This window comes from Bacillus sp. ISL-47, from assembly GCF_018613175.1.
GTDB lineage: Bacteria > Bacillota > Bacilli > Bacillales > Cytobacillaceae > Cytobacillus.
Genome location: NZ_JAGGQS010000022.1, coordinates 21,768 through 45,218, shown reverse-complemented (window position 1 = coordinate 45,218; position 23,451 = coordinate 21,768). Strand labels below are relative to the sequence as shown.

Sequence of the window (23,451 nt, the reverse complement as noted above, 5' to 3'; positions counted from 1 at the left end):
AAATGGCTGCTGATGGGCGCATAGTTATAGAAACTGCTTTAGATAGCAGTAATGTTGATTCAGGGTTACGGCAGATAGAAAACAGGGTCCAAAAGCTTGGTGAATCAATACAATCTGCCGGGGACTCTATGACAAAAGCGATAACAGTTCCCCTTACTGCAATGGGAGCTGCCGGGATTGCTGCTGCATCTTCTGTCAGTGATGCCCAAACAAAGATTAGGAACAGTTTAGGTCTAACTAAAGATGAAGCTGAAGCACTAACCCAAACAGCCAAAGGGATCTATTCAGATGGATTTGGTGAAAGTCTGGATGATGTTTCAAACGCATTAATTCAGACCAAACAAAATATTAAGGGGTTAGATGAAGAAGATCTTGCAAATGTTACGAAATCAGCAATGAACCTAGCCCAGACTTTTGATGCTGATGTAAATGAGGTTACAAGGGCCGGTTCCAACTTGATGAAAGGTTTTGGGATTGATTCAGAAGAAGCTTTCGATCTCATGGCACATGGCGCACAGAATGGCCTGAACTTCTCTAATGAAATGTTTGATAATCTAAGCGAATATGCGCCACTCTTTGGGGAAATGGGCTTTTCGGCTTCTGAATACTTCCAACTCTTAGAACAAGGTAGCGAAGCCGGAGTTTATAACCTTGATTATATTAATGATGCAATGAAGGAATTTCAAATTAGGGTTAAAGATGGTTCAAAATCCACAAGTGATGCAATGGGGCAAATGTCCGAAAGCACTCAAAAGGTATGGAAAGACTTTTTGGCTGGGAAGGGAACAGTAAAAGATGTTCATAACGCAGTCATTGCTGAATTGAAGGGGATGGATGACCAGGTAAAGGCCAACGAAATAGGGGTTGGTCTATACGGCACGAAATGGGAAGACCTTGAAGCTGATGCTATGTATGCCCTTGGCAATATTGATGGTGGGGTTAAAGGTGTCAAAGGTTCTATGGATGAAATGAACCGGGTTACAGAAGAATCCTTTGGAACCAAATGGAAACAGTTCACAAGGGAAGCCTTGCTTGCCCTGGAACCATTAGGCAAGGTACTGTTGGACTTTGCTATGATTGTTCTTCCTTATGTATCACAAGCGACTAAATTCGTTTCTGATGCCTTTGTTGGCATGGATCCTGTTATGCAGGCCGTTACAGTGGGGATAGGTCTTATTGTTGCTGCAATCGGCCCTTTCTTGACGATTTTGGGCATGATGATTGGCCCTATTACCAATGTGATTAATGCCCTTATGAAATTAAGGCCAATGTTCACCGTGATCAGAACAGCCATGCTTGCCCTTACCGGCCCGGTTGGGATTATTATTGCTGTTGTAACAACTTTGGCTATTGTAATCTATCAAAATTGGGATCAGATAAGGGTATGGACAATTGAAAAGTTTACTGAAGTAAAGAATTTCCTTTCGAATTTCTTTGATTTAACAGAAAGGCTTTTTAAGATTGCTGTTGAGTTTATAAAAACTACCTACACCAATGGTATCCAATACGTGAAAGTGAAATCAGTAGAAATTTTTACTTCTGTAAAAACATTTATATCAAATACCTTTGAGAGTATAAAAACCAAGATTTCTGATACAACTGAAAGAATCCGTTCAACTGTTTCAAGCAAATTCCAGGCTTTGCGGGATGCAGTAAGTGAAAAACTCAAATCTGCAAAAGAAAAAGTCATTGGAATTTGGGGAGAAGTGCATGGTTTCTTTGAAGGAATCGACTTATACAGCATTGGATCAAACATAATTCAAGGGCTTATTGATGGGCTTTGGGGAAAATTCAGCAGCTTAATGAGTACAACAAGTGAAATTGCAAACAGCATTACCAAAAAGATAAAAGGTGCTTTAGATATTCATTCCCCTTCAAGGGTGATGATGGAACTTGGTGGTTTTACAACAGAAGGCCTTGAAGAAGGTATGCTTGCAAGGTCAAGAAATCTTGAAAAAGCTGCTGAAAAGATCGGAAACGTTGCTATTGACGGAGTAAAAGAGTCCACACTTTCAGGAAGATCTGTTTCAGGTTCAAATTCCTATTACACAGATAACAGCAAATACAATGTAATCCTTGAATATAAAGGAGGTACAGGAAGAACAAGGCAGGAGCTACTTGAAATGGTTGATATGATTGACAGAGAGCTAGAGCGAAGAAAGAGGATTAACGCCAGGGCAAAAGGGGTGATTTTAACTTGATCACATTCAATGGGGTTAATTTAAATAGTGCTGTTCCTGGTTTGCGGATAGGGACTATCAGACGCGATATTCTTCCCCCAAGGGTAGTGAACATGATTGATGTTCCTGCCCGTATGGGGGCTTATTTTTTGAACGTGAAGAATGGGGTAAGAACTTATACTGCAACTATTTCCATTACAGGCATAAGCCTTGAAGATATACGTTTCAAGGTTCGTGATCTTGCAGAAATCTTGAATACTGATGGCCTTGCTTCATTAGTCTTTGCTGATGAATCCTACAAAACCTATATGGCAATTGCTGTTGAAAATACTGAACTTGATGAAAAAGAAGTTCTTGCAAAAGGTTCTATTACCTTTTTAATTCCTGATTCTGTTGGAAAAGGGGCAACGGTTAGTAGCAACCTTGGAGCATCGGGGCAGGTTCATTCTATTGTGAATAACGCAAATAGCCCAGCCTTTCCTATCTTCAAAGTTGATTTCAATGCTGACGCGCAATTTTTTTCAATGATCAGTCCAGATGGTTTTGTGCTTATTGGTAATCCTGCTGGGGTTACTGAAATTACTAAAAAGCCTTTGGAAATGGTTCTAAATGATAAAGCTGAAGATCTAACACCATGGAGTTCGGCAGGGGCGCAATTAGATTATGAATATGCCGTAAATTCAGGAACAATGGCTGTTGTATCAGATACTTTGGGCGGTGGGCTTAAGTTTAAGCCTTCGGATTATGGTGATGATGCTGCAAACGCAGGTAAATGGCATGGTCCAGCAATAAGAAGATCCTTACCTTCACAAATTCAAGATTTCAGGATTGAACTTTCCATTGAATTAAGATCAAGTGATTTAGAAACAGGCCGGATTGAATTTGTATTCTTTAATGCTTCTAACGTTGCCCTTGGCAAAATGGTTCTTTGGGATCGTTACCCAAAAAGCGAACTAAACACAGGGCATATATATGCAGGAAACATTCAGGACCAACACACCTTAATCGCTTCAATGGGGCCAAAAAAATATGATTGGAACCAATTCTTTGGCAAATTGAACATAAGACGGGAAGGAAATCAATGGGAAGCTTCAATTGTACAAACTGATTATTCGGGGCGGTACAAATATGGGACACACCTTTACAAGCGAGGCTTTTTAAATCTTTTTAATGATCCTATTGCTTCAATTCAAGTACACATATCAAAATACGGTTCTACACCTGCTGCTGATATGTCTGTTCGTGATATTCGCATTCAAAGAATTAATCAAGTTCTAATTGAAGAGGTGCCTACTTTATTTGAAGCAGGTGATCAATTAATTATTGATCATGAAAAAGGAGCTTGTTTTCTGAATGGTCGGTTTTTTAATCAGCACCTTGATCCGGCAAGCAAGTTTTTCAAGCTTATTCCTGGAACTACCCAGGTAACAAGCAGGACAACAGATGAAGCCAATACAACGATTCAAGCGGAATTTATGGAAAGGTGGATTTAAACCATGATCTTTGTTTTAGACAATGCAGAAAATGTGGTAGCAACTTTAAACAATGAGGTTCCTGATGCCTGTCCATATTTTAATGATAATATGACTGAACGCTTGAATGATGGATACCTTGCTTATGAATTTGAAGTGCCTGCTGAACACAATGATGCTGCATATCTTTTGGAAGATGGTTATCTGATCCGAAAGGGATTGGATGATCATCTTCTTTTATTTCAAATTTCTAGGGTGGATGAATACCGTGATGATCAAGGACTGAAGAAATACATTTATGCTGAATATGGTTGGGAAGAACTGAATAAAACGATCATTAGGCCTTCTTCATTCCTTGGAAGAACAGCTGAAGGGGCTATGAATGATGCCTTACTTGATACACGTTGGGATGTAGGAATTGTGGAATGGTTTGGCACAAAAGATTTTTCTTTTGATAATCATATCACTTCTCTCGGTTTCCTTCATGAAATAAAAGATGTCTTTGGCGGTGAACTTCGTTTCAGGGTAGAGATGCACAATGGGAAGGTTTCAGGAAGGTTTGCAGATCTTCTTATAAAACGGGGAGAAGATGCCGGGAAAACCTTCACCTATGAAAAAGATCTTGTTGGTGTTAGAAGAATTGCTGATAGGTCGACTGTATTTACCGCCTTGATCGGTGTTGGAAAAGGAAATGAAACTGGGGTAACATTAAATTTTTCAAATGAATTAAGATCCAAGGCTTCAGGTGATGCCTTTGACAAGCCAGTTGGTCAAGCTTGGGTTGGGGATCCTGAAGCCCTGCAAAGATGGGGTCATAGGGATAAAAACGGAAATCTAAAACATTTATTCGGAACTTTTGAATATGATACTGATCAGCCTGGTGTCCTTCTTGATAAAACTTGGGAAAAACTTCAGCATATCAAGAATGGGTTAATGAATTATGAAGTGCTTGTTGCCCTTCTTGAAAACGTTGAAGGGTATGAGCATGAAAAAGTTCGGATCGGTGACACGGTTCTTGTTCAGGATCTTTCTCTCAAGCCAGCTTTAATGCTTGAAGCTCGAGTTCTTGAAATGACAAGATCCTTTACTGACCCTGAAAATGACAAAGTTGTCCTTGGTCAATTCCTTCCTGCTGTTTCAAATGCTGATGAAAACATAAAAATTCTTCAATCTGTTCTTTTGAAAAAAGAAAAAGAATGGGAACGTGTTCCTGCTGCTAATGAAATCGTTTATACAGATGGAAAAACAGTTGAAAGTTTGAAGCCTGCACAAGCCGGGGCTGATGTTACCGGGGATAATACTGCAAAGAATACCGAAAATGTAGGTTCTACACCTGCTGCCACAATAGAGCAGAATGCAAACAATGCGGTGCAGAAGGGTGTTTCATATACAAACGGCTGGAATTTTGATGCAGATAACGGTGTAACGATTACCCGTTCGGATGGATTGGTTCGGGTTGTGGAAAGTGCTACTGACGGAATTAAAATACAACGTCGTAATGATGTATCATCCCCGTGGCAAGATGTTTTCTTTGTAGATATATTGGGAAAGTTGCAAATTGCAGGTGATCTAGTTGGTGGAAGTAGTATTGACGTTTTAACAGATGTGAAAGTTGGCCAAAACATTTATCTGCAATTTGCTTATGAGGATCGGTTCAATAAAAAAGGGGTTATTTTTTACGACGGGGTAACGCATGGAGGAATGTCTACACAGATCACAGGAACATATTTGGGGATGGATATTGAATCTAATCAAATTAGAGTTAAAGGCAATATTCTAGATATTTTAAGCGGGTTAACAAGGTTTTGGGACGGAACGGATGTGTATTTCAACGGAAACCAACCTATTTCAAGTCATGTTGAAACAGGATTTTGTGGCTGTGGGGGTATGGCGGCAAATACAACAACGTCAGCCGTAGCAGGCCAAGGTGTTAATTTTAAAATGAAAAAATCTTACACTCCGTCAAGTGTTGCATTAACTGTTTCTTCTAGTAACAGACCAGCAAATGTCATTGACATAAACCCTAACGGTTTTTGGATATATGTTAATGGCAATGGAGTAGATGGCGGTTATTATTATTGGCGCGGAACTTACACAGCATAAGGGGAGTCATATGATAAAAGAAATGATAAGTAATCAGTTAATTAATATTTGCGGACACTGTGGATTTGAGAACACTATTGATGTTACGGGAAAAGTTCAAAAGTTTCTTCCTGAATTTAATCAGTTTGAAAATCTAGTTGTGGAATGCCCAAATTCCGAGTGCAAAAGTATTGAAGTTTTCAACATGAATATCCCTGTTAATGACACTGACGAGCCGTTTAAAACGGGAGAATTACCTCTTAATGAGGAAATTCAACGATATTATTTACGTTTATTAATTCGGGAGATTCGAGAAGATTTTAAGACCTGAATAGGGTCTTTTTTCTTTTGCTTTAAAGGAGGGATTGTAGGTGAGACAAGAGGCGGAAACAATGGATTTATGGAAGACATCTGTGAAAAAAGACATTGAAGAAATGAAAGGTGATATTCGCCGGCTACAGGATAAAACACTCTTGCAAGACCAAATAATCCAGAATATCCAAGGTGATCTAAAAGAAATTAAAGAAGATACTAAATGGCTAAAAAGAACAATTACAAACGCCATTATTATGTCCGTTTTCACAGCTATAATTGGCGGCGGTATAGCAATCATTTTTACAGTATTTAAAGGAGGAGCTTAAAATGTACGAACAACCGAAAACATGGAAAGACTGGGCCATCCTTTTAAGCGGGTGGCTTTCTTTATTTGCCCTAGGATTAAAGGCTGTTTTCAGTGTGGACATAACTCCCTTTGCCAGCGATATTGCTAATTTCATTTTGTTGACTATTTTCATTGCAGTAAATGCTTGGACAGTATGGAAGAACACATATGCAAGCAGAAAAGCACAACAGCAGAAAAAGGCGCTACAAGCACAAGGATTGATTAAGAAATAAGCTGCCCAATTGGGTGGCTTGTTCTTATGTATTGAAAGGGGTGATGGTTTTGTAACGGGCAAGAGCGGTAATACATGTAGTTTATTTTCATTGGAGTAAAAATATTATTAGAGGTGATTAACATGGTAAAAGTATTTATTGATCCAGGCCATGGTGGTACAGATCCAGGTGCAGTAGGAAATGGACTTCAGGAGAAAAATATAACACTCCAAATTGCAACACGCATAAAAGATATCCTAACCCTTGAATATGATAATGTTTCAATTCGTATGAGCAGGACAGGAGATCAAACGGTTTCCTTAACAGAACGTACTAACGCTGCTAATGCATGGGGAGCTGATTTCTTCCTGTCAGTCCATATTAATGCCGGTGGGGGAACTGGCTATGAAGACTACGTTTATCCTGGAGTAGGGGTACCTACAACCACATATCAGAACAATATTCATGCTGAATTAATTAAGTTGGTTGATTTCTATGATCGTGGTAAAAAGCAAGCCAATTTCCATGTGCTACGGGAAACAAGGATGCCAGCACTTTTAACGGAAAATGGCTTTATAGACAATGCCAATGATGCAGCTAAATTAAAATCTAATACATTTATTGAAAATCTGGTACGGGGCCATGTAAATGGAATTGTTAAAAGCTTTAATCTTCCAAAGAAAAATGCAGCTGTTTATCACACAGTTGTTTCTGGTGATACAGTTTATTCACTGAGTAGGACATATGGTAGTACGATCCAGCAGATTAAAGACTGGAACAACCTTGATGATAATTATATTATCTACGTAGGACAAGTACTTCGAGTGAAATAAACATATGGCATACCCTAAATAAAAATAGCCCTTCTTTAGTGGAGGGCTTAATTTTTACTCTCTAATTGAAGAAACGCACCCATTAGTTTAAGTGAATTCCTTCACAATTTGCAATATAAAAAGGATATGAATAGTGTTTTGCTTGAAAATTTTTACAAATTCGTTATACAATTTGCTTATTTGTTAGAATGTCTTTTTTTACTATGGCTGAAATCAATGATGTATTGATAACTATAAAGTAATAATGCCCTTAAGAAGTCGATTATTAAGTATTGGAATTTGGTTAATTTTTCTAAAGAAAATATTTTATAACGGTTTACAAGTTTTACACCCCCTAAATAGATAAAACAAATGTGAAGTATCGTATTAGAAATTAAATAAATTGGAAATTTCCCATAAGTCAATTTTAATATCCAAAGACTTGAAACAATGTAAGGACCAAAATTAAAAAAGTTCATACTATCTAAAGGTGGTATTCCTTTATAAAATCGCCACCATTTTTTCTTTTCCCCAAATAAATCTATTGCTTCTGTAAATGTACTCATAAATATTGCTGCTGGAAGATATTTTTTAAATGAATTTCTACCTAATAATGGCACTGTTAGCCAGGGTAAAATTAACAAAGCTAAATAAAATGATTTTGAGTTTTTCATTATACCACCTCCATTGTTTATGATATGTATTTTTTAACAATTAATCCAGATGTGTACGATTACTTTACAAACCTGTACCTTCGCCTCAATAAGAAAAAGGCTACCGTTTTTGGCAACCAATTCTTAAAGGATAACTACCCGTTAGCTTAAGTACATTCTTTCACAATCTGATTTTGTAACTATATATTCCTCTACACCATAATCCACTATGTTCTGCAAAACATGAGCTAAAAGGTATTCCCATCCTGTTCAACTACATACATAAATTATTTCACATAGATAATGGACAATTTTATTAGATTTGTTCATTAATAAACAAATTTTAATCATTTAACAATTGTAAGAATCACGTTTATTTTTATACTAATAATGAAAGATTAAAGAGATTTCAATTTGCCCTTCATCAAAGGATTTAAAACCATCATCAGTAATCTTTACTATTGTTATGTAAATAAAATAAAAAATGATTTCCTGGTCTGGAAACCATTTTTGTAGTTGACAATTTGGTGTTACCAATTCGTTTTTTCACTGTCCAAGTAGATGTAAAAAATTCTTAAAGATAGAAGTGAGATTGATTGTTTTTTCTTCTAGAAATAATGACTTAAATAATATATTGTATACCTAAAACAATGAAAGCCCTACCTCTCTTTCATCCTTACGGCTCCTTGTCCGTGCCAGTGTGAATCAGGATTGCAAAAATCAAGTGACTATTTATCGAGTTGTTTGATGAAACTTCAAAGGTTCGTAACGGAAATTTAAATAATAAAAATGGGTTAGATTGTAGAAATAACAAAAGAGGTTAATGCTCTAAAAGTTAGTTGGAGAAGTTGAATGTCTTTAAAAAGATTTACTTTTAATAATAAACATATTCCCAAAAAAATTCAGGATATTTTCGGGAGATGTAATATTATCTTAAATTAACCTTAACAGAAACTTTTTATTTGATTTTCAGTAATGCCTTTAATTAATCCCAGTTCACTAATCAAAAATTCATGTGCATTATCTAACATTTTTTTTTCGCTTGTATTAAGTGCTTTTTCTTTCTTCATACGCATTAAATCACGTACAACTTCAGTACATTCTTGTATTTTACCCGTTTTTATTTTGTCCGTGTTCACTTTATACCTTTGTTTCCACGGCAGTAATCTAGCTGATTCTCCATGATGAAAAATGTTTATGATGTGTTTTAATTCAATTATGTCAGTAACAGGGCGTATACCTGAACTCAATATTTTACCCGTAGGAATCATGACCTGCATATTACCGATTAACATTTTTATGACATAATACTGTTGTTTTTCCCCTGAGATTTCCTTTTCTTCTATGGTTTTAATTATACCTACTCCGTGCATTGGATAAACAATGTTATCGCCAATTTGAAACAAATAATCCACCTCCATATATGGTAACCTTCTTAACCTTAACACATATATTATTTTTTATCAAATTTTTAATAATATCATAAATTTATTTTCAGTGTCAACTACTTTTTCTTAAAAAATCAATAAAAGCAAAAACAATATGAATCGTGTCGGATTACCAATAAAGGGAAGGTTAATTTTCCCGCGTATGTCAAATTTGCTATTGTATTTCCACAGCTTTTTTATGTTTTAGTTAGATTACTCGATCGTATATATATGAAGACTGTGATAGTCTTTGTTGACATAGTGTTTTATCCTATGTAAGGGAGAGTACGCTATGGTAAGTGAATTTGAATGCTTACTATTTATTAAAGAACTTGGACGTTTACTAATTGAACTTAATAACTGTAGCGATAACCAAGTTCCGGAGCAGCATCCAACAAGATATTTTTTACTTCGCAAAGCGTTAGTCAGTATGTCTGATTAACGCTTTTTTTAACACCTACTCGAAAGAACCAAGGAGGAATGATTTATGCTGAATGTATTAAATAAAGCTGATTTATTAAAAAATCTACGCAATTCCAGTCGAGGTAATTTGTTTGCGACAGAGATTCCAAAGACTGCAAAACAAGATGATAAAAAGATTGAAGAATTAGTTGCAGAATTAGAAAATGAAGGAAAAATCAAGTTAAGAGAATGCATACAGCGAGAATACTCCGTTTATTTACATGGCATAATTAAGTATGCTTCAGAATAACCAGTACTGCATTATTCGATAAATCACAACAATACGACATACCGTACCAAGTCTTTAACAATCAATTTCGTAACGAATAAAAAAGAAGGCTGTCTCAACAGCCTTTTAACCATAATATAATCATTTTTAATTTATACCAATACATCTAATGAATTTCCAGCCCTATTCAATTTCTATGTGCTGCAATTTTCTTTTTTTTCCTAAAACGATTACAAGCAGTAGATATTTATAGTTTTTCCATAACAAAATCGTGTTGTAAATTTCTCTCTAATTTTTCTAAGTTACCACCATCTTTCACAAAAGTTTTGAAAGTATCAGCCATTAACTTTCCTGGGTTTTTATTTAGGTGTTTAACTTTAAGGAATGTATTCACTTTTACACAATCAGGAGTTACATCTCCACGGTGTAATTTCCCTGGAATTTCTGTCCAGAATTTTTCCCAATCATCCAATAACCCAATATTTTTAAAATAATGTTTTTGTAAGCCGCATAACCATGCAGTACAAGATGTGTTCCTTTTTTGACAACCTTCCTTATCCTTCAAAAATTCACATCCCTGACAACAAGAATTTCCACTTCTAATACAGATACTGCAAATTTCGTCAGCCCCAATTTCTTCAAACACTTTTAAACCATACTGGATAAGATGCTCTTTTTTCATCTCTATACTCATTATTTACTCCTACTTTACCTGGTTTTTAAAGGGATTTAGTCTTTGCAAACTTCCTTATTCTATTAGTTTGCCACCAAATTCAACAATCTCATCCCTTATAAACCTAATTTAAAGCAGTTGATTCTTACGTTTTGACGTTTCTTGCACATGGAGTCTTGTTCCACTAATATGCCCCTTTTGCTTAATAAGAATTTCCACAAACAATAATAATCAGTTACATAAGATTTGATATACCTCTTTACATCTTTATATAGCAATATTTATTTAATACATCCTCTTTAACAGAGCGTTTAAAATAAGTAGGTTTATGTTATAGTTACTTTAAGTCTGAACGACTTGGGGAGGAAGTAAACGGGTATGAACGATCAACAATCCGAAGAAATGGTTAAACAATTGCGAAGAATTGCGGATGCTTTAGAACGTTTATCACCACCACAGCCTAAAGAACCTGCTTCAAAAGATTTGCAGAAATAAAATAAAGAAATTAGAGGCCGCTTCTTATAGCGGCTTTATTTTTTTAGTTCTGTTAAACAATCATGTTGATATTTCCCCAAAGAAAAAGAACTCATATTCGAGCTTAGAGAGTATCTTCTTCAACTTAAGTAAACTGCCACGTTGTGAAACAAGAAAAAGAGCTGCCGCGTCAACCCTTTTTCACATAAAATTTTTCCATCAGCAAACCCTTCTAGTAAAACTTCTCAATTTGTTATTGAGATAAGAGAATCGGAATTATTATGTCTAAATCTTTGTATTTCAACAAACGTTTTAAAAAGAAAGTAAACATTATGCTGAACTGACAGTGAACACCACTTGAAAACTCGTGTATTAAGAGAGCCATCCAAGCACAATAGAACCAAGCCGATGCCAAGGTGTCGAAAATGAATGGTGTAATTAATTATAAAACTAACACATTGAGTCAAATGATTCGGTGCGTTAGTTGTTTTAGAAAGAAAGGCTTTTCATTAACTTTATGAAGAATTGTACTTAAACTAACCTGCCCTCCGTATTATAAGGTCACCAGATATTTCTGGTTGACCATTTTTTATTTGGTCTTATTATATCAGTAGCCAGGGTAGAACGTACCTGCCCGTGGGGCTTTGACCCCGTCAGCTAAACCGTTCGCCCCCTACTTGTAGAAACATGTTTGAGGCTGGTTGGGACATAGATCTCGTATAACAAGCGAAGCTGTGACACTGCATGGAGGAATTAGGGGTACTGGCAAATCATTAGTTTAGGAGGAGGATTTATAAATGATTCCAGTCATTGGTCTGGATGTTTCCAAAGGGGAAAGCCAAGTTCAAGCATTTTTGCAAAAAGGTAAACCGTACCGTAAGAGTTTTAAAGTTTCGCATACTGTTGAAGGTCTTGGTTTACTTGTAGAATTTCTGGAGGAAGTAAAGAGACAAACTGGTCAGAAACCACCTATTGTTTTAGAAGCAACAGGACATTATCATTCCCCTGTTGTTCAATATTTGGAGGACCGTGGATATTTACTGATCATCATTAATCCACTGATTTCTTATAAGGCTAAAAGTTCAAGTCTTCGGAAAGTAAAAACAGATGCCGTTGATGCTTACCACCTCTGTGAACTGTTTTATAAAGAGGAGCTGGAGCCATATAAAAAACGAGGAGTCCAACTATTAAACCTTCGGAACCTTACAAGACAACACGAGAATATTACTGGGGTGTTCGTCCAAACGAAGCTACAATTTCAAGCAATCCTAGACCAAGTCTTCCCCGAATATCGAGGGGTTTTTGGTGACTTATATTCAATCGTATCACTCTTAACTCTTTCAGAGTTTCCCTCATCTGAGGATATTTTAGCGGTAAGTAAAGAAACACTAGCAGATAAAATCGCTGAATTATGTAAGAGTCGATCTTATAGATGGGCAAATGAAAAAGCTATTGAGCTCAAGCTGCGGCAAAACGAAATCCTTTTGAAAAGACGGTTTATCAGAGTCATATATTAAGTCTTGGAATGTATATTAACTTAATTCTTCAATACAAAGAGCACCTATCCAAATTAGAGTCTGAGATAGATGCCCTCGCAAAAGAAGTTGAAGAATATAATATTATCAAATCTATCCCTGGTATAGGAGAAAAGATCGCTGCCACGATCATTTCAGAAATTGGGGAGATAGATCGATTTACTGATCCTAAAAAGCTGGTAGCTTTCGCTGGAGTTGACCCAAGTGTATTCGAATCTGGTAAGTTTACAGCCACCAAAAATCGAATCACAAAAAGAGGATCCAGTAGGCTTCGTCACGCCTTATATATGGCTGTTCGTTGTGCTATACGTGACTGTCGTAAGAGCAAAACAAGCGATGAAATCATGCCTCGAAATAAGAAATTACGAGAGTTTTATGATAAAAAGCGTGATGAAGGAAAACCTTTTAAAGTAGCTGTTATGGCTTGTGTAAATAAGCTTTTACACTGGATATTTGCCCTTTTAAAACACAGAACGACTTTCCAAGATATAGCTTAGAATCAAAATTAAACTAAGTAACACAAATCCTTCCAAGAACAGAATAGTGGAAGGTTATTTGGCATGCATATTTTTAGTATAGCATGGGATATTTTAAGTTTTTATTGAAAAATATTGACAAACTATTAGCTGGTTTAGTTCAATAAGAAATCATAAAGCCCTTCTCAACTGATATGATCCCCTTATAGTNNTACTATAAGGGGATCATATCAATCTGAGAGGGCTATTATTTTCCTATTCCATTTGATATAGTATCTTCTGGGGTGACATCATGGAATACGATTACGATAATATTGATCTGGATAAAGTCTACACCTACAATGAATTGCCTGATAAACAAGCTGGACGCTGCGACTACTGTGGTAATTCTCATTTTAAATCAAAAGTAGGGAATGGTGAATTCCTTAGAGAGTGCAGTAATTGCGGGATGAAAAAGTCGATTTGATAATTGACTTTTTTATTTTGCTAAAAAGGAAGGTCATCCTTAACAATTGGCTCAATCCGTCTTACATCCACAGTAATATCATTCTCCTCGTTCCAGGTAACCATCTCAATGACCAAGTCCCTACACCCAGATTCACGCCATTGCTGCTGGATCCACTCGTATGCTACAACTACAACTGCAATTGCAAAGTTTGGATTATCTTTAAAATCTCGGTCTCGAACGAAAAACTCTCCGCGGCTTGAACCTCTATTGCCTTCAATATTGAGCATTGTTTCAATTACTACCCTCATTTTAGTGACTTCCTTTTTAATTTAATTATACACAAACAAACGTTCTGTTTTCAATGAGCGCAAAACATTGATGTCTTGTTCAACAAACGGGGGCGGTTTAGTTGAATAATAGTGCTGGTATGTTGCATTAGACCAAAAATGCGTTATTGTGCATCCGAGAGCAGGTTATTAAAATTTATCAGACTTATATAAATCCAATTCAAACTAATTAAAGGTATTTCTTTAACGTTTCTCGGAGGGTACCTTTTGTTTCTGCATCTTTTTGAAGGCTGATTCCGTAACGTACCATTTCTCTAACAAGGTCAGGTCTAAGTCCCGTAAGGACGGTTTTGGAACCCATCATATCCACTCCAGCTATGATCATACGAAAATCATCTATAACATTCTTCTCCATCGTAGCAACACCCGATAGGTCCATAACAAGTGTTTGGATTCTCGTGACAGCTATTTCGTTTAATACTTTCTCTTCTATTATTTGAACTCTAAATGAGTCAATTGAGCCAATTAAAGGTAAAACGGAGACAGTATCGCTGACTGGGATAATTGGAACTGATAAATGTTCCACGATTTCTCGCTGTTTAAAGAGCATTTGGTCTTTATAATCTGAGTAACTAAGGAAGAAATTGTTAAGAAATTGATCGATTTGATCATTTACTACTTGTTCTAATTCAAAAAATTCTGAATCCTGAATTTTTAGATCCTTTTCAACGTTAAGCTTACTGATTATCTGCCACAAAGTTCTCCTAATTGCTTGAACCCATTCTAATTTTAATGCAAGTGTTAATGAATGCTCCGCCCAAGCAACCCCTTCCTGCTTAGCAAAAGAGACTAATTCATCATTATTTCGGTTAATTATGAAATAAATTAATTTCCTGGCATTTTTTAATAAATCAATGTTTCCCATTCTTAAAATATCATTGATTTTAGCCGAAACATTTACTGCTTCATTTAGTAATTTATTTTCAAAATGTTTCCCATTTTCGTTTATATAATGCAGTAACTCTTCCTTTAAAACTTGTTTCATATCCATTCCTTCGAGCCCCCCTAATAATTCTACTTTTTAAAAAGAAATAACCTATTAGTTATACCCCTTATTTATGACCTTTAAACTCCATTTATCAAAATTATTTTTAAGCTAGGAATAGCAAAGGTGGAGAGTTGAATGAGTAGGATACCATAATAGTCCCTTTTTTTTGGGGGGACTCGGGTTAGCCAAAAGGACAACGCAAGATGGTGATATATTGTAATATTAAAACGGGGCAAGAGCTCCAGTGCACACAAGGGGTATTTTTGTTATTCGACCTAACTGGGTAGGTTTGTTAAACAAAAATTATAAACTGTTATGTCGTATTAGACACAAACTGCGAAATAAAAAAATAGGCTTCATAATGAAAAAGCGCCTAAAAAGAGGCGCTTGATACATTAGCAATCCTTAGATTCATTGTAGTGAAGAGGAGGAGGGATTAACCAACCTTTTTCTTTGTTAAGATTTAACATTTTTAAGCCAAATTGGGCCTTTGCCATATGAAACTGTCCATACATCATAGCAATATCTTCACGAATACTTTGACCCATTACTTGACTGCATGCAACTAATCCAGCAGCTACATCTTTTGAAACTGATGCACTTATTTCGGGATCAGTAAATCTGGCTCCTACTGGGATGCTTTCTAAATTTGCATTAGGGCGATCTGGGGGAGCAGGTGGTAATCCAATTCCATTTGCTTTTAACAATTCTTGCAATTGATTGTTTTCGTTTTTCAAACCCTGTATCGCTTCTTCTATGAGTTTTTTTAAGTCTTGGTCGCCAGTATGGTTAATAAAAGACTGATATCCGGCAATTAGGCCATTATTAGTCAATAGGTGAGTCCAAGTCGAAATTACCTCACCATAATGCATGGGTTCATCCTGGGGGTTACCACTTAATATTCCCATAACTACACTCCTTATCATTTTTTGAATATTCATGGGTTACTCCTTTTAACTAGAAATAGAGTATAAGGATATTATGTATTTGCATGCAGGAAAATATTCACTTAAAAGGAGTTTTTTTGCAAGGGTATATATGACAGACTACTAGGGGATAAATGTTTTGCTGCACAGTTCGGAAAAAATGCGCACTAAAGGAGAAGGTGATTTTTCAACGAACGGGTGCTTTAGTTGAATAAGAAATCAAAATGAGCACAAGTACTAGTTGTTGACGAATTGTTGACGAACACGGTCAACAATGGCCCTTTTTAAACCTAAAAGAACAAACTTCATTCCTTCTGAAGCCTTGATATATAAGGGATTTCCTTTAATGAATTTATTGTATCCGTGGCTGTTTGCCACTTTGACAGGGTAGAGGTCGCTGGTTCGAACCCAGTCGGAATCATCGGTAAGATCCTTGGCTAACCATGATAGCCAAGGATCTTTTTGTATGTAGTTAAATTACCATGGTTCTTCCTATGAAATATGTTGATTTTGGTTTTCTTTTTTCTCTTGGTAAAGAGAAGGGCAAGCTTTATTTAATATGTAATTGTTGCTAAAGTCCTCTTTGTGTAGGGGCCTTCAGCTTTTAAAATATAATTTTCCTCATTTTAAAGATGACAAAAAAACCTTTACCATCTGTCTGGTAAAGGTCTGGAAAAATCTATACTAATCACTTTACCAACATGGCAAAGGTCTCGCTTACAACGATATGCTGCAAGTCAGTCCCTTGATACGTAATGACAACATAACTGTCAGCTACCTCCCTTTGGAGTACTATTGGCTCCTTTGTGAGCACAGATGAAATCTATCAACATTATCTTTATAATAATATAATTTATTCAATAAAGTAAAACTAGCTGCAAAAACTCATAAGAATGTTTTACCTATTAGGCGATAGGGAAACGTTAAAATAGGAAAATTCACAAAATAAATTTTATTAAAAAACTATGCTATAATTATAGTGAATTTACAAGAGTTAGGGGATATTTCTATGTTGAAAGATCTATTTATAGGCCTCTCCCAAAACGAATTTCTGAATACTGCGGCAAAGAAGTATGGATTGAAATTAGGGGCGCAGAGTGTTGTTGCGGGAACGAATTTAGAAGAAGCGATCCACAGCATTAAAGAGCTTAACGCACATGGAATCTCTTGTACTGTCGATAACCTCGGGGAGTTTGTATACAAGAAGGAAGAGGCGACAGAAGCGAAAAAACAAATACTTGGTGTAATTGAAGCTATTCATAAAAATCAAGTTGATGCACATATTTCTCTAAAGCCTTCACAATTGGGCCTTGATATTGATTACACTTTCTGTCTTGACAACGTAAGAGAGATCGTGGATAGAGCCAGCCGCTATGGCATTTTTGTGAATATGGATATGGAAGACTCCAAACGTCTGCAGCCTTCCTTTGATATACTCGATGAACTGTCGAGGGGATATGATAACGTCGGAACGGTTATCCAGGCATACTTCTTTGGTGCTGAGGATGATATCAAAAAATATCAAGACTTCCGCCTTCGTATTGTAAAAGGTGCTTACAAAGAGCCTGAGGAAATTGCTTATCAGGAAAAAAGCGAAATTGACACAAACTTTATTAAACTTATAGAATGGCATTTGCTGAATGGGAAATTTACATCCATTGCCACTCATGACCATAAAGTTATTAATCATGTAAAGGAATTTGTAAGGGCTAACAATATTCCGAAAGAAAAGTTTGAGTTCCAAATGTTATATGGATTCAGAAAGGATATGCAGTTAAAGCTTGCGAGCGAAGGCTATAACTTCTGTACGTATGTTCCTTTCGGGAACGACTGGTATGGCTACTTTATGCGCCGCCTTGCAGAAAGGCCGCAAAACCTAAACCTTGTTGCCAAGCAAGTATTCAACCAGAAAACGAATACAATGCTGGGTGTGGCAGCAGGTGCATTTTTATTGGGTAGATTGACAAAGCAGCGTAAAAATAAATAATCTGTAAAACCTTCCTTGATGAAAAGGGAGGTTTTTAAATATGTAAAAACATATTTTCCTAAATAAAAAGGAAATATCTTGATTAACACGAATTCTATAGGTGAATTATTTGTAAAGAGGGAAAGAGGAGTATGCATGAATTTACAATTAAAGCCTGTAACAGAGAAAAACTTTTTTGACATCATTAACCTCAAATCTGAGGAAGAGCAGGAAAAGAAATTTCAGATATTCGAAAGAATGGTAGGATCCAATGCTTTTTTTATCGCATTGGCTTCAGTCAATGGATGGACTTGCAAAGCAATATATGATGGTGATATGGTAATTGGCTTTGCTACACATGGGCTGGACAAAGAGCAAAATCGCTATGAACTCGTCAGCCTTATGCTTGGGCATCAGTTTCAGGGAAAAGGCTACGGAACCCCGTCGATTAACCTGGTAATAAAGGAAATGAAAGAAATGTATGTTTGTGATGAAATCTATTTATCGGTTATCAAAGAGAATGAGCCAGCCATTAGAGTATATGAAAAAGCTGGCTTTGAACCAACTGGTGAGATTTTTCAGGCATTTCATCCTGAACCTGTCTACCGGCTTAAAGTATAGCAAAAAGGCTGACTCAAAAGGTCGTTGAAAGACGACTCTTTTGAGTCAGTTTTTTGTTTTGAATGCATTTTTCCTCATTTTCGGGTTAATTATACAAAATTAGAGGAGATATTCGTTCTAATCTGCTCCTTTCGGATCTCGATGGAGATCTGAACGGTCTTTGCATCTTTGTTTTTAATAAAGTTTTTTAAAAGGAATGCCTTCACATTTTCTTCTTTTTTCACCTTGATGTATTGCTGATATTGATTCTTGCATCCTGTTGATTGGAGCGGAAAGGGCGATCCTCGAGAATGCATTCGCATTTTCTTCGTGCGGTGTATATTCAGAGATGTTTATTCAAAGTCCTGCGGGAGAAGCGAGTCACCGTGAGACCCCGCAGGTGCGAATGCACCGAGGAGGCTCCCGGACCGCCTCGTTCGCTAAGTCCCTGGAGCGGAAATCAACGGGCCAATTTTATAGAGCGATTGTTTTGGAAAAAGAGGGTACCCAAAAGCTATACTTTTGGGACACCCCCATCATTTTAGGTTGCAATTTTGGTTTCAACTCCATAAAGGATAGAATGGCAGGTTAATTTGTTAAATTTTATTATTATTAAATTCTATTTATGTAATATTTTCATTGAGATGGCAGCTATTGATGAGAAGTTATCCCATGTATAACCTATGAAATGATGTAGTTCCGGAGGTGGAGGAAGATAAGTGGAGTTGGCGCAAAAAAGGTAAGTTTACTACAAATCCATCCACTTAAAGAACAATAAAATATAATTGGGCCATATACCTTTATATAAAAACATGAAAAAACACAAACCCGAAAAATAAAAAGGCCATTATATAATGAAATTTTCTTCGCATTCCCGTAGACTTCCTTCTCCGCAATAAACCGCTAAATAAGAGAACAGCCAAAACGATCCATGTAATCAATCCGCTTGCTGTTTTAGCTTTCCAAAGATCTTCAAATAGGGCAGTTATCATAATCACAGCGTGTGCGATTATAAGCAGTGATGCTGTAGCAGCAATAGCAACATGATATTTCATCATTCTTTTCGATATCTTCGCAAGGGTTATTTTTACTTTCCTTATCTTGCTTTTTCGGATAAGGAGGAATATGAAATACATATTCAAGTTTATTAAAAATAAAATAAAAGCTGCCTGTGCCAGTACTTTCCCCAATAAGATTTTGTTTGAATCATACCCCTGATACCAGCTCCACAGCAGAATCAAAAGAATTGTAAAAATATTAACGCCCAGCCATCTGGCAATCATTTTGTACCTCCTGACTTTTTAACTACTATATCATTTTTTACACGTAAGCAGTGAAAGGGACCCTTTGGGTCATTGAGTATTTTAATGTATAAAAATAAATTTTTTTATTTAAAAATACATTTTTTCCTTGCAAAAGAAGTATTTCATCCTTTAATATTTTGTAAAGAAGGATTTCCTTCGAAGAAAAAATAGGTCTTATAGATTAATAGGAATAAAAATATAATTTAGAATAGTAGAAAATCTTCTTGTGGGAGAAGTATTTAATGCTTTATACTTTGCATAAGAAGTTTTTCCTGCACTATTCAAGAGGAGATAGCATGAATATCAAAACATTAAGCCAAATGATTAAAGCGAGCTATTCCTCACTCTCTCCTGGTCAGAAAAAAGCAGCTGAATTTTTTATGAATCATGCTGATGAAGCGGTGCTTTTAACAGCATTTCAGATCGGAAGGAAAGTGGGAGTCAGTGAAACAACCGTGATCCGGCTCGCATATGCCCTAGGATTCAGCGGCTATTCCCAAATGCAGGATTTGGTCAGAAAAGACTGGCTTGCAGGTAAACAGCACACACCATGCGAAGAGCTTTCTTCATCAGAGACTGATGAAGAAGAAAATTTGTTCAGGAGAGTAATTGATCAAGAGAGGAAAATACTTCGGCAATTGCTTGATCAGGTTAATGATGATGAGATCTGGAAAGCGATTGATGCTGTAATTCACGCAGACAGGGTTTATATAGGAGGTTTTGGCAGTTCTTTTGCGGCCGCATACTGGTTTTATTACACGCTTAAGCAGTTAAGGGGAAATGTGTTTATTTCAGGTCCAAACGGTTTTTTGCCTGAGGATGTGTGCGATTTAACAGAGCATGCCGCAGCTGTAATTTTTTCTTTTCCGCGATATCGCAGGGATTCTTTTAAGCTGGCTTCTTATGCTGAAAAACAGGGTTCACGGATCATTGCCATTACAGACCGCCAGCTATCGCCTGTGGGGCAAATGGCTGCAGTCACACTTACTACTGACGAATATATGGATTCTGGCCATCACTCCATAGCATCAGTTGTAAGTTTGCTTGAGGTGATTATCGCAGGAATACAAGAACGGGACCATGAAAGAATTACAAAAAGGCAGCAAAAGCTTGAGATTCTGTATGCTGAAAAAGAATTATTTCTTGAGTAGTGATGAACAAAGGGGAATTAAAGAGAAAATTAAAGGGGGTACATACGAATGAGCAGTCTTTCTAAGAAAATGCCAGAAGGTGAACAAGTACAGCTGAAATCGTATGCGACAGGAGACTATCTGAAATTTTTAATCCCGTCTTTAGTGGGAATATTGTTATTTATGGTGCCAATCAGTGATGGGGAAGGCATTACCATTCCCGTAGCATATTTGGCAGGCCAGATAGGAGCTTTATTGGGTGATTCCGTTTATGCCATCACCGTCATTGTGATCAGTCTATCTGTAATTGGATCATTAATCGCTACAGTATTTAAGCCTTCATTTATATTGAATAGCCCTTTTCTAGATAAACTATTCAATGTCAGCAAGTTTTGGCTTGCAGCGAGATTCCTTGGAATGGTTTTTGCTATTATAACTTTGTTTGAAATGGGCGTTGAACCGATTTATTCTGAAAATACCGGCGGGTTATTAATCTATGATTTAATTCCGATTCTCTTTACGACCTTTCTCTTGGCCGGTTTATTATTGCCTTTGCTTTTAAACTTTGGATTGCTTGAATTCTTTGGTGCATTGCTTATTAAAGTGATGAGGCCTGTCTTCACGCTCCCGGGCCGTTCATCCCTTGATTGTCTGGCTTCCTGGGTGGGAGACGGTACAATTGGTGTCCTTCTGACAACGAAGCAATACGAAGACGGTTATTATACGAAGCGTGAAGCCGCTGTCGTTGCTACCACTTTCTCAGTTGTTTCTATTACTTTTACAATTGTTATCATTCAATACATGAACCTGGAGCAATATTTCCTTCATTATTATTTTACGATTATTCTTGCGGGACTTGCGGCGGCTATTATCATGCCTCGTATTCCTCCGCTATCGAGAAAAGCGAACACGGGCTATGAAGGCACAGAACTTAAAGAGGAAACTTCCATTCCTGCTAATGTATCCGCAGTAAATTGGGGCATTAATAATGCGGTTAAAAAAGCGCAGACCAATAAAGGTGCAGCGGCAGTGGTCAAGGAAGGTTTCCAAAATGTCCTTGATATGTGGCTGGGTGTATTGCCGATTGTTATGGCGATTGGTACGGTGGCATTGGTTGTTGCTGAATATACACCTGCTTTCACGATACTTGGAAAACCATTTGAGCCAATCCTTGCACTGATGCAAATACCGGAAGCGGCAGAAGCAGCACAAACAATGGTAGTAGGATTTGCGGATATGTTCCTGCCAGCAGTTATTGGAAGTGGAATTGAAAGTGAATTGACAAGATTTGTAATTGCTTGTGTATCTGTCACACAGCTTGTTTATATGTCTGAAATGGGTGGTCTGCTGCTTGGTTCAAAGCTTCCCGTCAGTATTAAAGACTTAATTCTTATTTTCTTGCTGCGTACAATCATTACGCTGCCAATCGTAGTGGTTATTGCACATATTATATTTTAATGAGAAATGGGATTATTTTTGCAATGGTGAATCAACTAGACTCAGCCGGGGGGAAGAATTTGAAGAAAGAATTATTATCATCACTGTCAATCAGGAGCCTTCATACGGTTGAAGAATTGGAAGCTGTATATCAGCTGGAAACACGCATTTGGAGCGTGGAAGATGCAGTGCCAGTAAATCATACTGTGGCAACAGTCAAAAATGGCGGATTTGTATTAGGGGCCTTTTTTAAAGAAGCCTTAATAGGTTTTCAGTACAGCTTTCCTGGATTTGATGGAAATAAGGTCTATTTATGTTCTCATAGCCTTGGGATTCATGCTGACTACCGCTCTTTTGGAATCGGGGAAAAGCTGAAAGTAGCCCAAAAAGAAACAGCCCTGGAAAAAGGGTATGAACTCATTTCCTGGACGTACGATCCACTGGAAACAGTAAATGCCAATTTAAATCTCCATAAACTTGGTGCGGTGTGTACGGGATATTTTGAAAATGCCTATGGAGAAATGTCAGATCAAATGAATGCGGGAGTTCCAACTGACCGCTTTTTAGTGGAGTGGAGAATTAAAGAACAAGCATCAAATTGGAGCAAGAAAACTTTTGAATTGCCGATCGTGATAGAAACCCGTTCTGAAAACGGTCATTCTGTTCCACTAAAAACCGACTTGTCTCATGCCGGCGATAAGCTTCTCGTACCCGTACCAGGGAATTTTCAGGACATCAAGAAAGAGAATTTTTCACTTGCATTAAAATGGAGAGAAAGTACAAAAGACGTTTTTATCCATTATATAAACGAAGGCTGGATTGTAACTGATTTAGTCAAAGATCCAAACAGGGAAAATCAATACTTATATCTCTTAGAAAAAGAAAATGTTTTCCGCTAGATAGAATGGAAATTAAAATACTATACTCTTCAACATAACTCTTCCAGGTGATACAGCA

21 protein-coding genes and 1 pseudogene are annotated in these 23,451 nt (G+C 36.8%); 15 read left to right on the top strand and 7 right to left on the bottom strand.

What is annotated here, in order from left to right; all coding sequences use genetic code 11:
* Positions 1-2: 2 nt before the first annotated feature.
* The 7 genes from J7I93_RS08700 (at position 3) to J7I93_RS08670 (ending at position 7,440) form a co-directional block, all read left to right on the top strand.
* On the top strand, positions 3-2,201 hold the full coding sequence (locus J7I93_RS08700) for a phage tail tape measure protein (RefSeq protein WP_214725291.1): 2,199 nt from the start codon (positions 3-5) through the stop codon (positions 2,199-2,201).
* Entirely contained in the window at positions 2,198-3,673 is a 1,476-nt protein-coding gene (locus tag J7I93_RS08695; protein ID WP_214725289.1) for a distal tail protein Dit, read from the top strand. Before J7I93_RS08700 ends, J7I93_RS08695 begins: the two co-directional genes overlap by 4 nt.
* Before the next feature lie 3 nt (positions 3,674-3,676).
* A complete protein-coding gene (locus tag J7I93_RS08690; RefSeq protein ID WP_214725287.1) occupies positions 3,677-5,755 on the top strand; it encodes a phage tail spike protein in 2,079 nt (692 codons plus the stop codon).
* 10 nt (positions 5,756-5,765) lie between these two features.
* Positions 5,766-6,065, top strand: coding sequence for a hypothetical protein (locus tag J7I93_RS08685; RefSeq protein ID WP_214725285.1), 300 nt, complete (start codon positions 5,766-5,768; stop codon positions 6,063-6,065).
* 40 nt (positions 6,066-6,105) lie between these two features.
* Entirely contained in the window at positions 6,106-6,375 is a 270-nt protein-coding gene (locus tag J7I93_RS08680; RefSeq protein WP_214988519.1) for a hemolysin XhlA family protein, read from the top strand.
* Between the two features lies 1 nt (position 6,376).
* Positions 6,377-6,628 (top strand): phage holin, encoded by a 252-nt coding sequence (locus J7I93_RS08675; RefSeq protein ID WP_214725283.1) that lies wholly within the window; start codon positions 6,377-6,379, stop codon positions 6,626-6,628.
* A 122-nt stretch (positions 6,629-6,750) separates the two neighbouring features.
* A complete protein-coding gene (locus J7I93_RS08670; RefSeq protein WP_214725281.1) occupies positions 6,751-7,440 on the top strand; it encodes an N-acetylmuramoyl-L-alanine amidase in 690 nt (229 codons plus the stop codon).
* 176 nt (positions 7,441-7,616) lie between these two features.
* Here the strand turns inward: J7I93_RS08670 and J7I93_RS08665 are convergent, their stop codons facing one another.
* Both J7I93_RS08665 and J7I93_RS08660 read right to left on the bottom strand, forming a co-directional pair.
* Positions 7,617-8,093 carry a hypothetical protein gene (locus J7I93_RS08665; protein WP_214725279.1) on the bottom strand — a complete coding sequence of 159 codons (477 nt, stop codon included), beginning with the start codon at positions 8,091-8,093 and terminating at the stop codon, positions 7,617-7,619.
* Positions 8,094-9,016: 923 nt separating this feature from the next.
* Positions 9,017-9,478 carry a CarD family transcriptional regulator gene (locus J7I93_RS08660; protein ID WP_214725277.1) on the bottom strand — a complete coding sequence of 154 codons (462 nt, stop codon included), beginning with the start codon at positions 9,476-9,478 and terminating at the stop codon, positions 9,017-9,019.
* 508 nt (positions 9,479-9,986) lie between these two features.
* Between J7I93_RS08660 and J7I93_RS08655 the strand changes: the two genes are divergently transcribed.
* Positions 9,987-10,211, top strand: coding sequence for a hypothetical protein (locus J7I93_RS08655; RefSeq protein WP_214725275.1), 225 nt, complete (start codon positions 9,987-9,989; stop codon positions 10,209-10,211).
* 226 nt (positions 10,212-10,437) lie between these two features.
* Here the strand turns inward: J7I93_RS08655 and J7I93_RS08650 are convergent, their stop codons facing one another.
* The gene (locus tag J7I93_RS08650) at positions 10,438-10,884 is read right to left on the bottom strand and encodes a DNA mismatch repair protein (protein WP_214725273.1); all 447 of its coding nucleotides are present in this window, start codon (positions 10,882-10,884) and stop codon (positions 10,438-10,440) included.
* Between the two features lie 1,250 nt (positions 10,885-12,134).
* Here J7I93_RS08650 and J7I93_RS08645 point away from each other — a divergent pair.
* Together J7I93_RS08645 and J7I93_RS08640 are read left to right on the top strand one after the other, a co-directional pair.
* A pseudogene (locus tag J7I93_RS08645) lies at positions 12,135-13,369 on the top strand (IS110 family RNA-guided transposase).
* Between the two features lie 271 nt (positions 13,370-13,640).
* Positions 13,641-13,814, top strand: a complete 174-nt coding sequence (locus J7I93_RS08640; protein WP_214725271.1) for a DUF8096 family protein — start codon at positions 13,641-13,643, stop codon at positions 13,812-13,814.
* A gap of 20 nt (positions 13,815-13,834) precedes the next feature.
* Here J7I93_RS08640 and J7I93_RS08635 read toward each other — a convergent pair whose 3' ends face one another.
* The 3 genes from J7I93_RS08635 to J7I93_RS08625 form a co-directional block, all read right to left on the bottom strand.
* Positions 13,835-14,104 (bottom strand): hypothetical protein, encoded by a 270-nt coding sequence (locus tag J7I93_RS08635; protein ID WP_214725269.1) that lies wholly within the window; start codon positions 14,102-14,104, stop codon positions 13,835-13,837.
* A 208-nt stretch (positions 14,105-14,312) separates the two neighbouring features.
* Positions 14,313-15,134: an STAS domain-containing protein gene (locus tag J7I93_RS08630; RefSeq protein WP_214988517.1), complete on the bottom strand. Its 822-nt coding sequence runs from the start codon at positions 15,132-15,134 to the stop codon at positions 14,313-14,315.
* Between the two features lie 392 nt (positions 15,135-15,526).
* On the bottom strand, positions 15,527-16,039 hold the full coding sequence (locus J7I93_RS08625; RefSeq protein WP_214725459.1) for a DUF3231 family protein: 513 nt from the start codon (positions 16,037-16,039) through the stop codon (positions 15,527-15,529).
* Between the two features lie 1,027 nt (positions 16,040-17,066).
* Between J7I93_RS08625 and J7I93_RS08620 the strand changes: the two genes are divergently transcribed.
* Positions 17,067-18,044 carry a proline dehydrogenase family protein gene (locus tag J7I93_RS08620; protein WP_214725267.1) on the top strand — a complete coding sequence of 326 codons (978 nt, stop codon included), beginning with the start codon at positions 17,067-17,069 and terminating at the stop codon, positions 18,042-18,044.
* 135 nt (positions 18,045-18,179) lie between these two features.
* Positions 18,180-18,644, top strand: coding sequence for a GNAT family N-acetyltransferase (locus tag J7I93_RS08615; RefSeq protein ID WP_214725265.1), 465 nt, complete (start codon positions 18,180-18,182; stop codon positions 18,642-18,644).
* A 779-nt stretch (positions 18,645-19,423) separates the two neighbouring features.
* Here J7I93_RS08615 and J7I93_RS08610 read toward each other — a convergent pair.
* Positions 19,424-19,906: a hypothetical protein gene (locus tag J7I93_RS08610; protein ID WP_214725263.1), complete on the bottom strand. Its 483-nt coding sequence runs from the start codon at positions 19,904-19,906 to the stop codon at positions 19,424-19,426.
* A 317-nt stretch (positions 19,907-20,223) separates the two neighbouring features.
* Here J7I93_RS08610 and J7I93_RS08605 point away from each other — a divergent pair, with 317 nt between their 5' ends.
* From J7I93_RS08605 to J7I93_RS08595, 3 genes are read left to right on the top strand one after another with little or no spacing between them, the layout of a single operon-like run.
* Positions 20,224-21,078, top strand: a complete 855-nt coding sequence (locus J7I93_RS08605; protein ID WP_214725261.1) for a MurR/RpiR family transcriptional regulator — start codon at positions 20,224-20,226, stop codon at positions 21,076-21,078.
* Between the two features lie 48 nt (positions 21,079-21,126).
* A complete protein-coding gene (locus tag J7I93_RS08600) occupies positions 21,127-22,515 on the top strand; it encodes a YjiH family protein (protein WP_214725259.1) in 1,389 nt (462 codons plus the stop codon).
* Positions 22,516-22,574: 59 nt separating this feature from the next.
* The gene (locus J7I93_RS08595; protein WP_214725257.1) at positions 22,575-23,393 is read left to right on the top strand and encodes a GNAT family N-acetyltransferase; all 819 of its coding nucleotides are present in this window, start codon (positions 22,575-22,577) and stop codon (positions 23,391-23,393) included.
* Positions 23,394-23,451 lie beyond the last annotated feature (58 nt).

What these genes read in the sequence shown, in the direction of transcription:
- J7I93_RS08700 (WP_214725291.1), top strand. Translation starts at nt 3, where the DNA reads ATGGCTGCTGATGGGCGCATAGTTATAGAAACTGCTTTAGATAGCAGT.
- J7I93_RS08690 (WP_214725287.1), top strand. Translation starts at nt 3,677, where the DNA reads ATGATCTTTGTTTTAGACAATGCAGAAAATGTGGTAGCAACTTTAAAC.
- J7I93_RS08685 (WP_214725285.1), top strand. Translation starts at nt 5,766, where the DNA reads ATGATAAAAGAAATGATAAGTAATCAGTTAATTAATATTTGCGGACAC.
- J7I93_RS08675 (WP_214725283.1), top strand. Translation starts at nt 6,377, where the DNA reads ATGTACGAACAACCGAAAACATGGAAAGACTGGGCCATCCTTTTAAGC.
- J7I93_RS08670 (WP_214725281.1), top strand. Translation starts at nt 6,751, where the DNA reads ATGGTAAAAGTATTTATTGATCCAGGCCATGGTGGTACAGATCCAGGT.
- J7I93_RS08665 (WP_214725279.1), bottom strand. Translation starts at nt 8,093, where the DNA reads ATGAAAAACTCAAAATCATTTTATTTAGCTTTGTTAATTTTACCCTGG.
- J7I93_RS08655 (WP_214725275.1), top strand. Translation starts at nt 9,987, where the DNA reads ATGCTGAATGTATTAAATAAAGCTGATTTATTAAAAAATCTACGCAAT.
- J7I93_RS08650 (WP_214725273.1), bottom strand. Translation starts at nt 10,884, where the DNA reads ATGAGTATAGAGATGAAAAAAGAGCATCTTATCCAGTATGGTTTAAAA.
- J7I93_RS08640 (WP_214725271.1), top strand. Translation starts at nt 13,641, where the DNA reads ATGGAATACGATTACGATAATATTGATCTGGATAAAGTCTACACCTAC.
- J7I93_RS08635 (WP_214725269.1), bottom strand. Translation starts at nt 14,104, where the DNA reads ATGAGGGTAGTAATTGAAACAATGCTCAATATTGAAGGCAATAGAGGT.
- J7I93_RS08630 (WP_214988517.1), bottom strand. Translation starts at nt 15,134, where the DNA reads ATGGATATGAAACAAGTTTTAAAGGAAGAGTTACTGCATTATATAAAC.
- J7I93_RS08625 (WP_214725459.1), bottom strand. Translation starts at nt 16,039, where the DNA reads ATGGGAATATTAAGTGGTAACCCCCAGGATGAACCCATGCATTATGGT.
- J7I93_RS08620 (WP_214725267.1), top strand. Translation starts at nt 17,067, where the DNA reads ATGTTGAAAGATCTATTTATAGGCCTCTCCCAAAACGAATTTCTGAAT.
- J7I93_RS08615 (WP_214725265.1), top strand. Translation starts at nt 18,180, where the DNA reads ATGAATTTACAATTAAAGCCTGTAACAGAGAAAAACTTTTTTGACATC.
- J7I93_RS08610 (WP_214725263.1), bottom strand. Translation starts at nt 19,906, where the DNA reads ATGATTGCCAGATGGCTGGGCGTTAATATTTTTACAATTCTTTTGATT.
- J7I93_RS08605 (WP_214725261.1), top strand. Translation starts at nt 20,224, where the DNA reads ATGAATATCAAAACATTAAGCCAAATGATTAAAGCGAGCTATTCCTCA.
- J7I93_RS08600 (WP_214725259.1), top strand. Translation starts at nt 21,127, where the DNA reads ATGAGCAGTCTTTCTAAGAAAATGCCAGAAGGTGAACAAGTACAGCTG.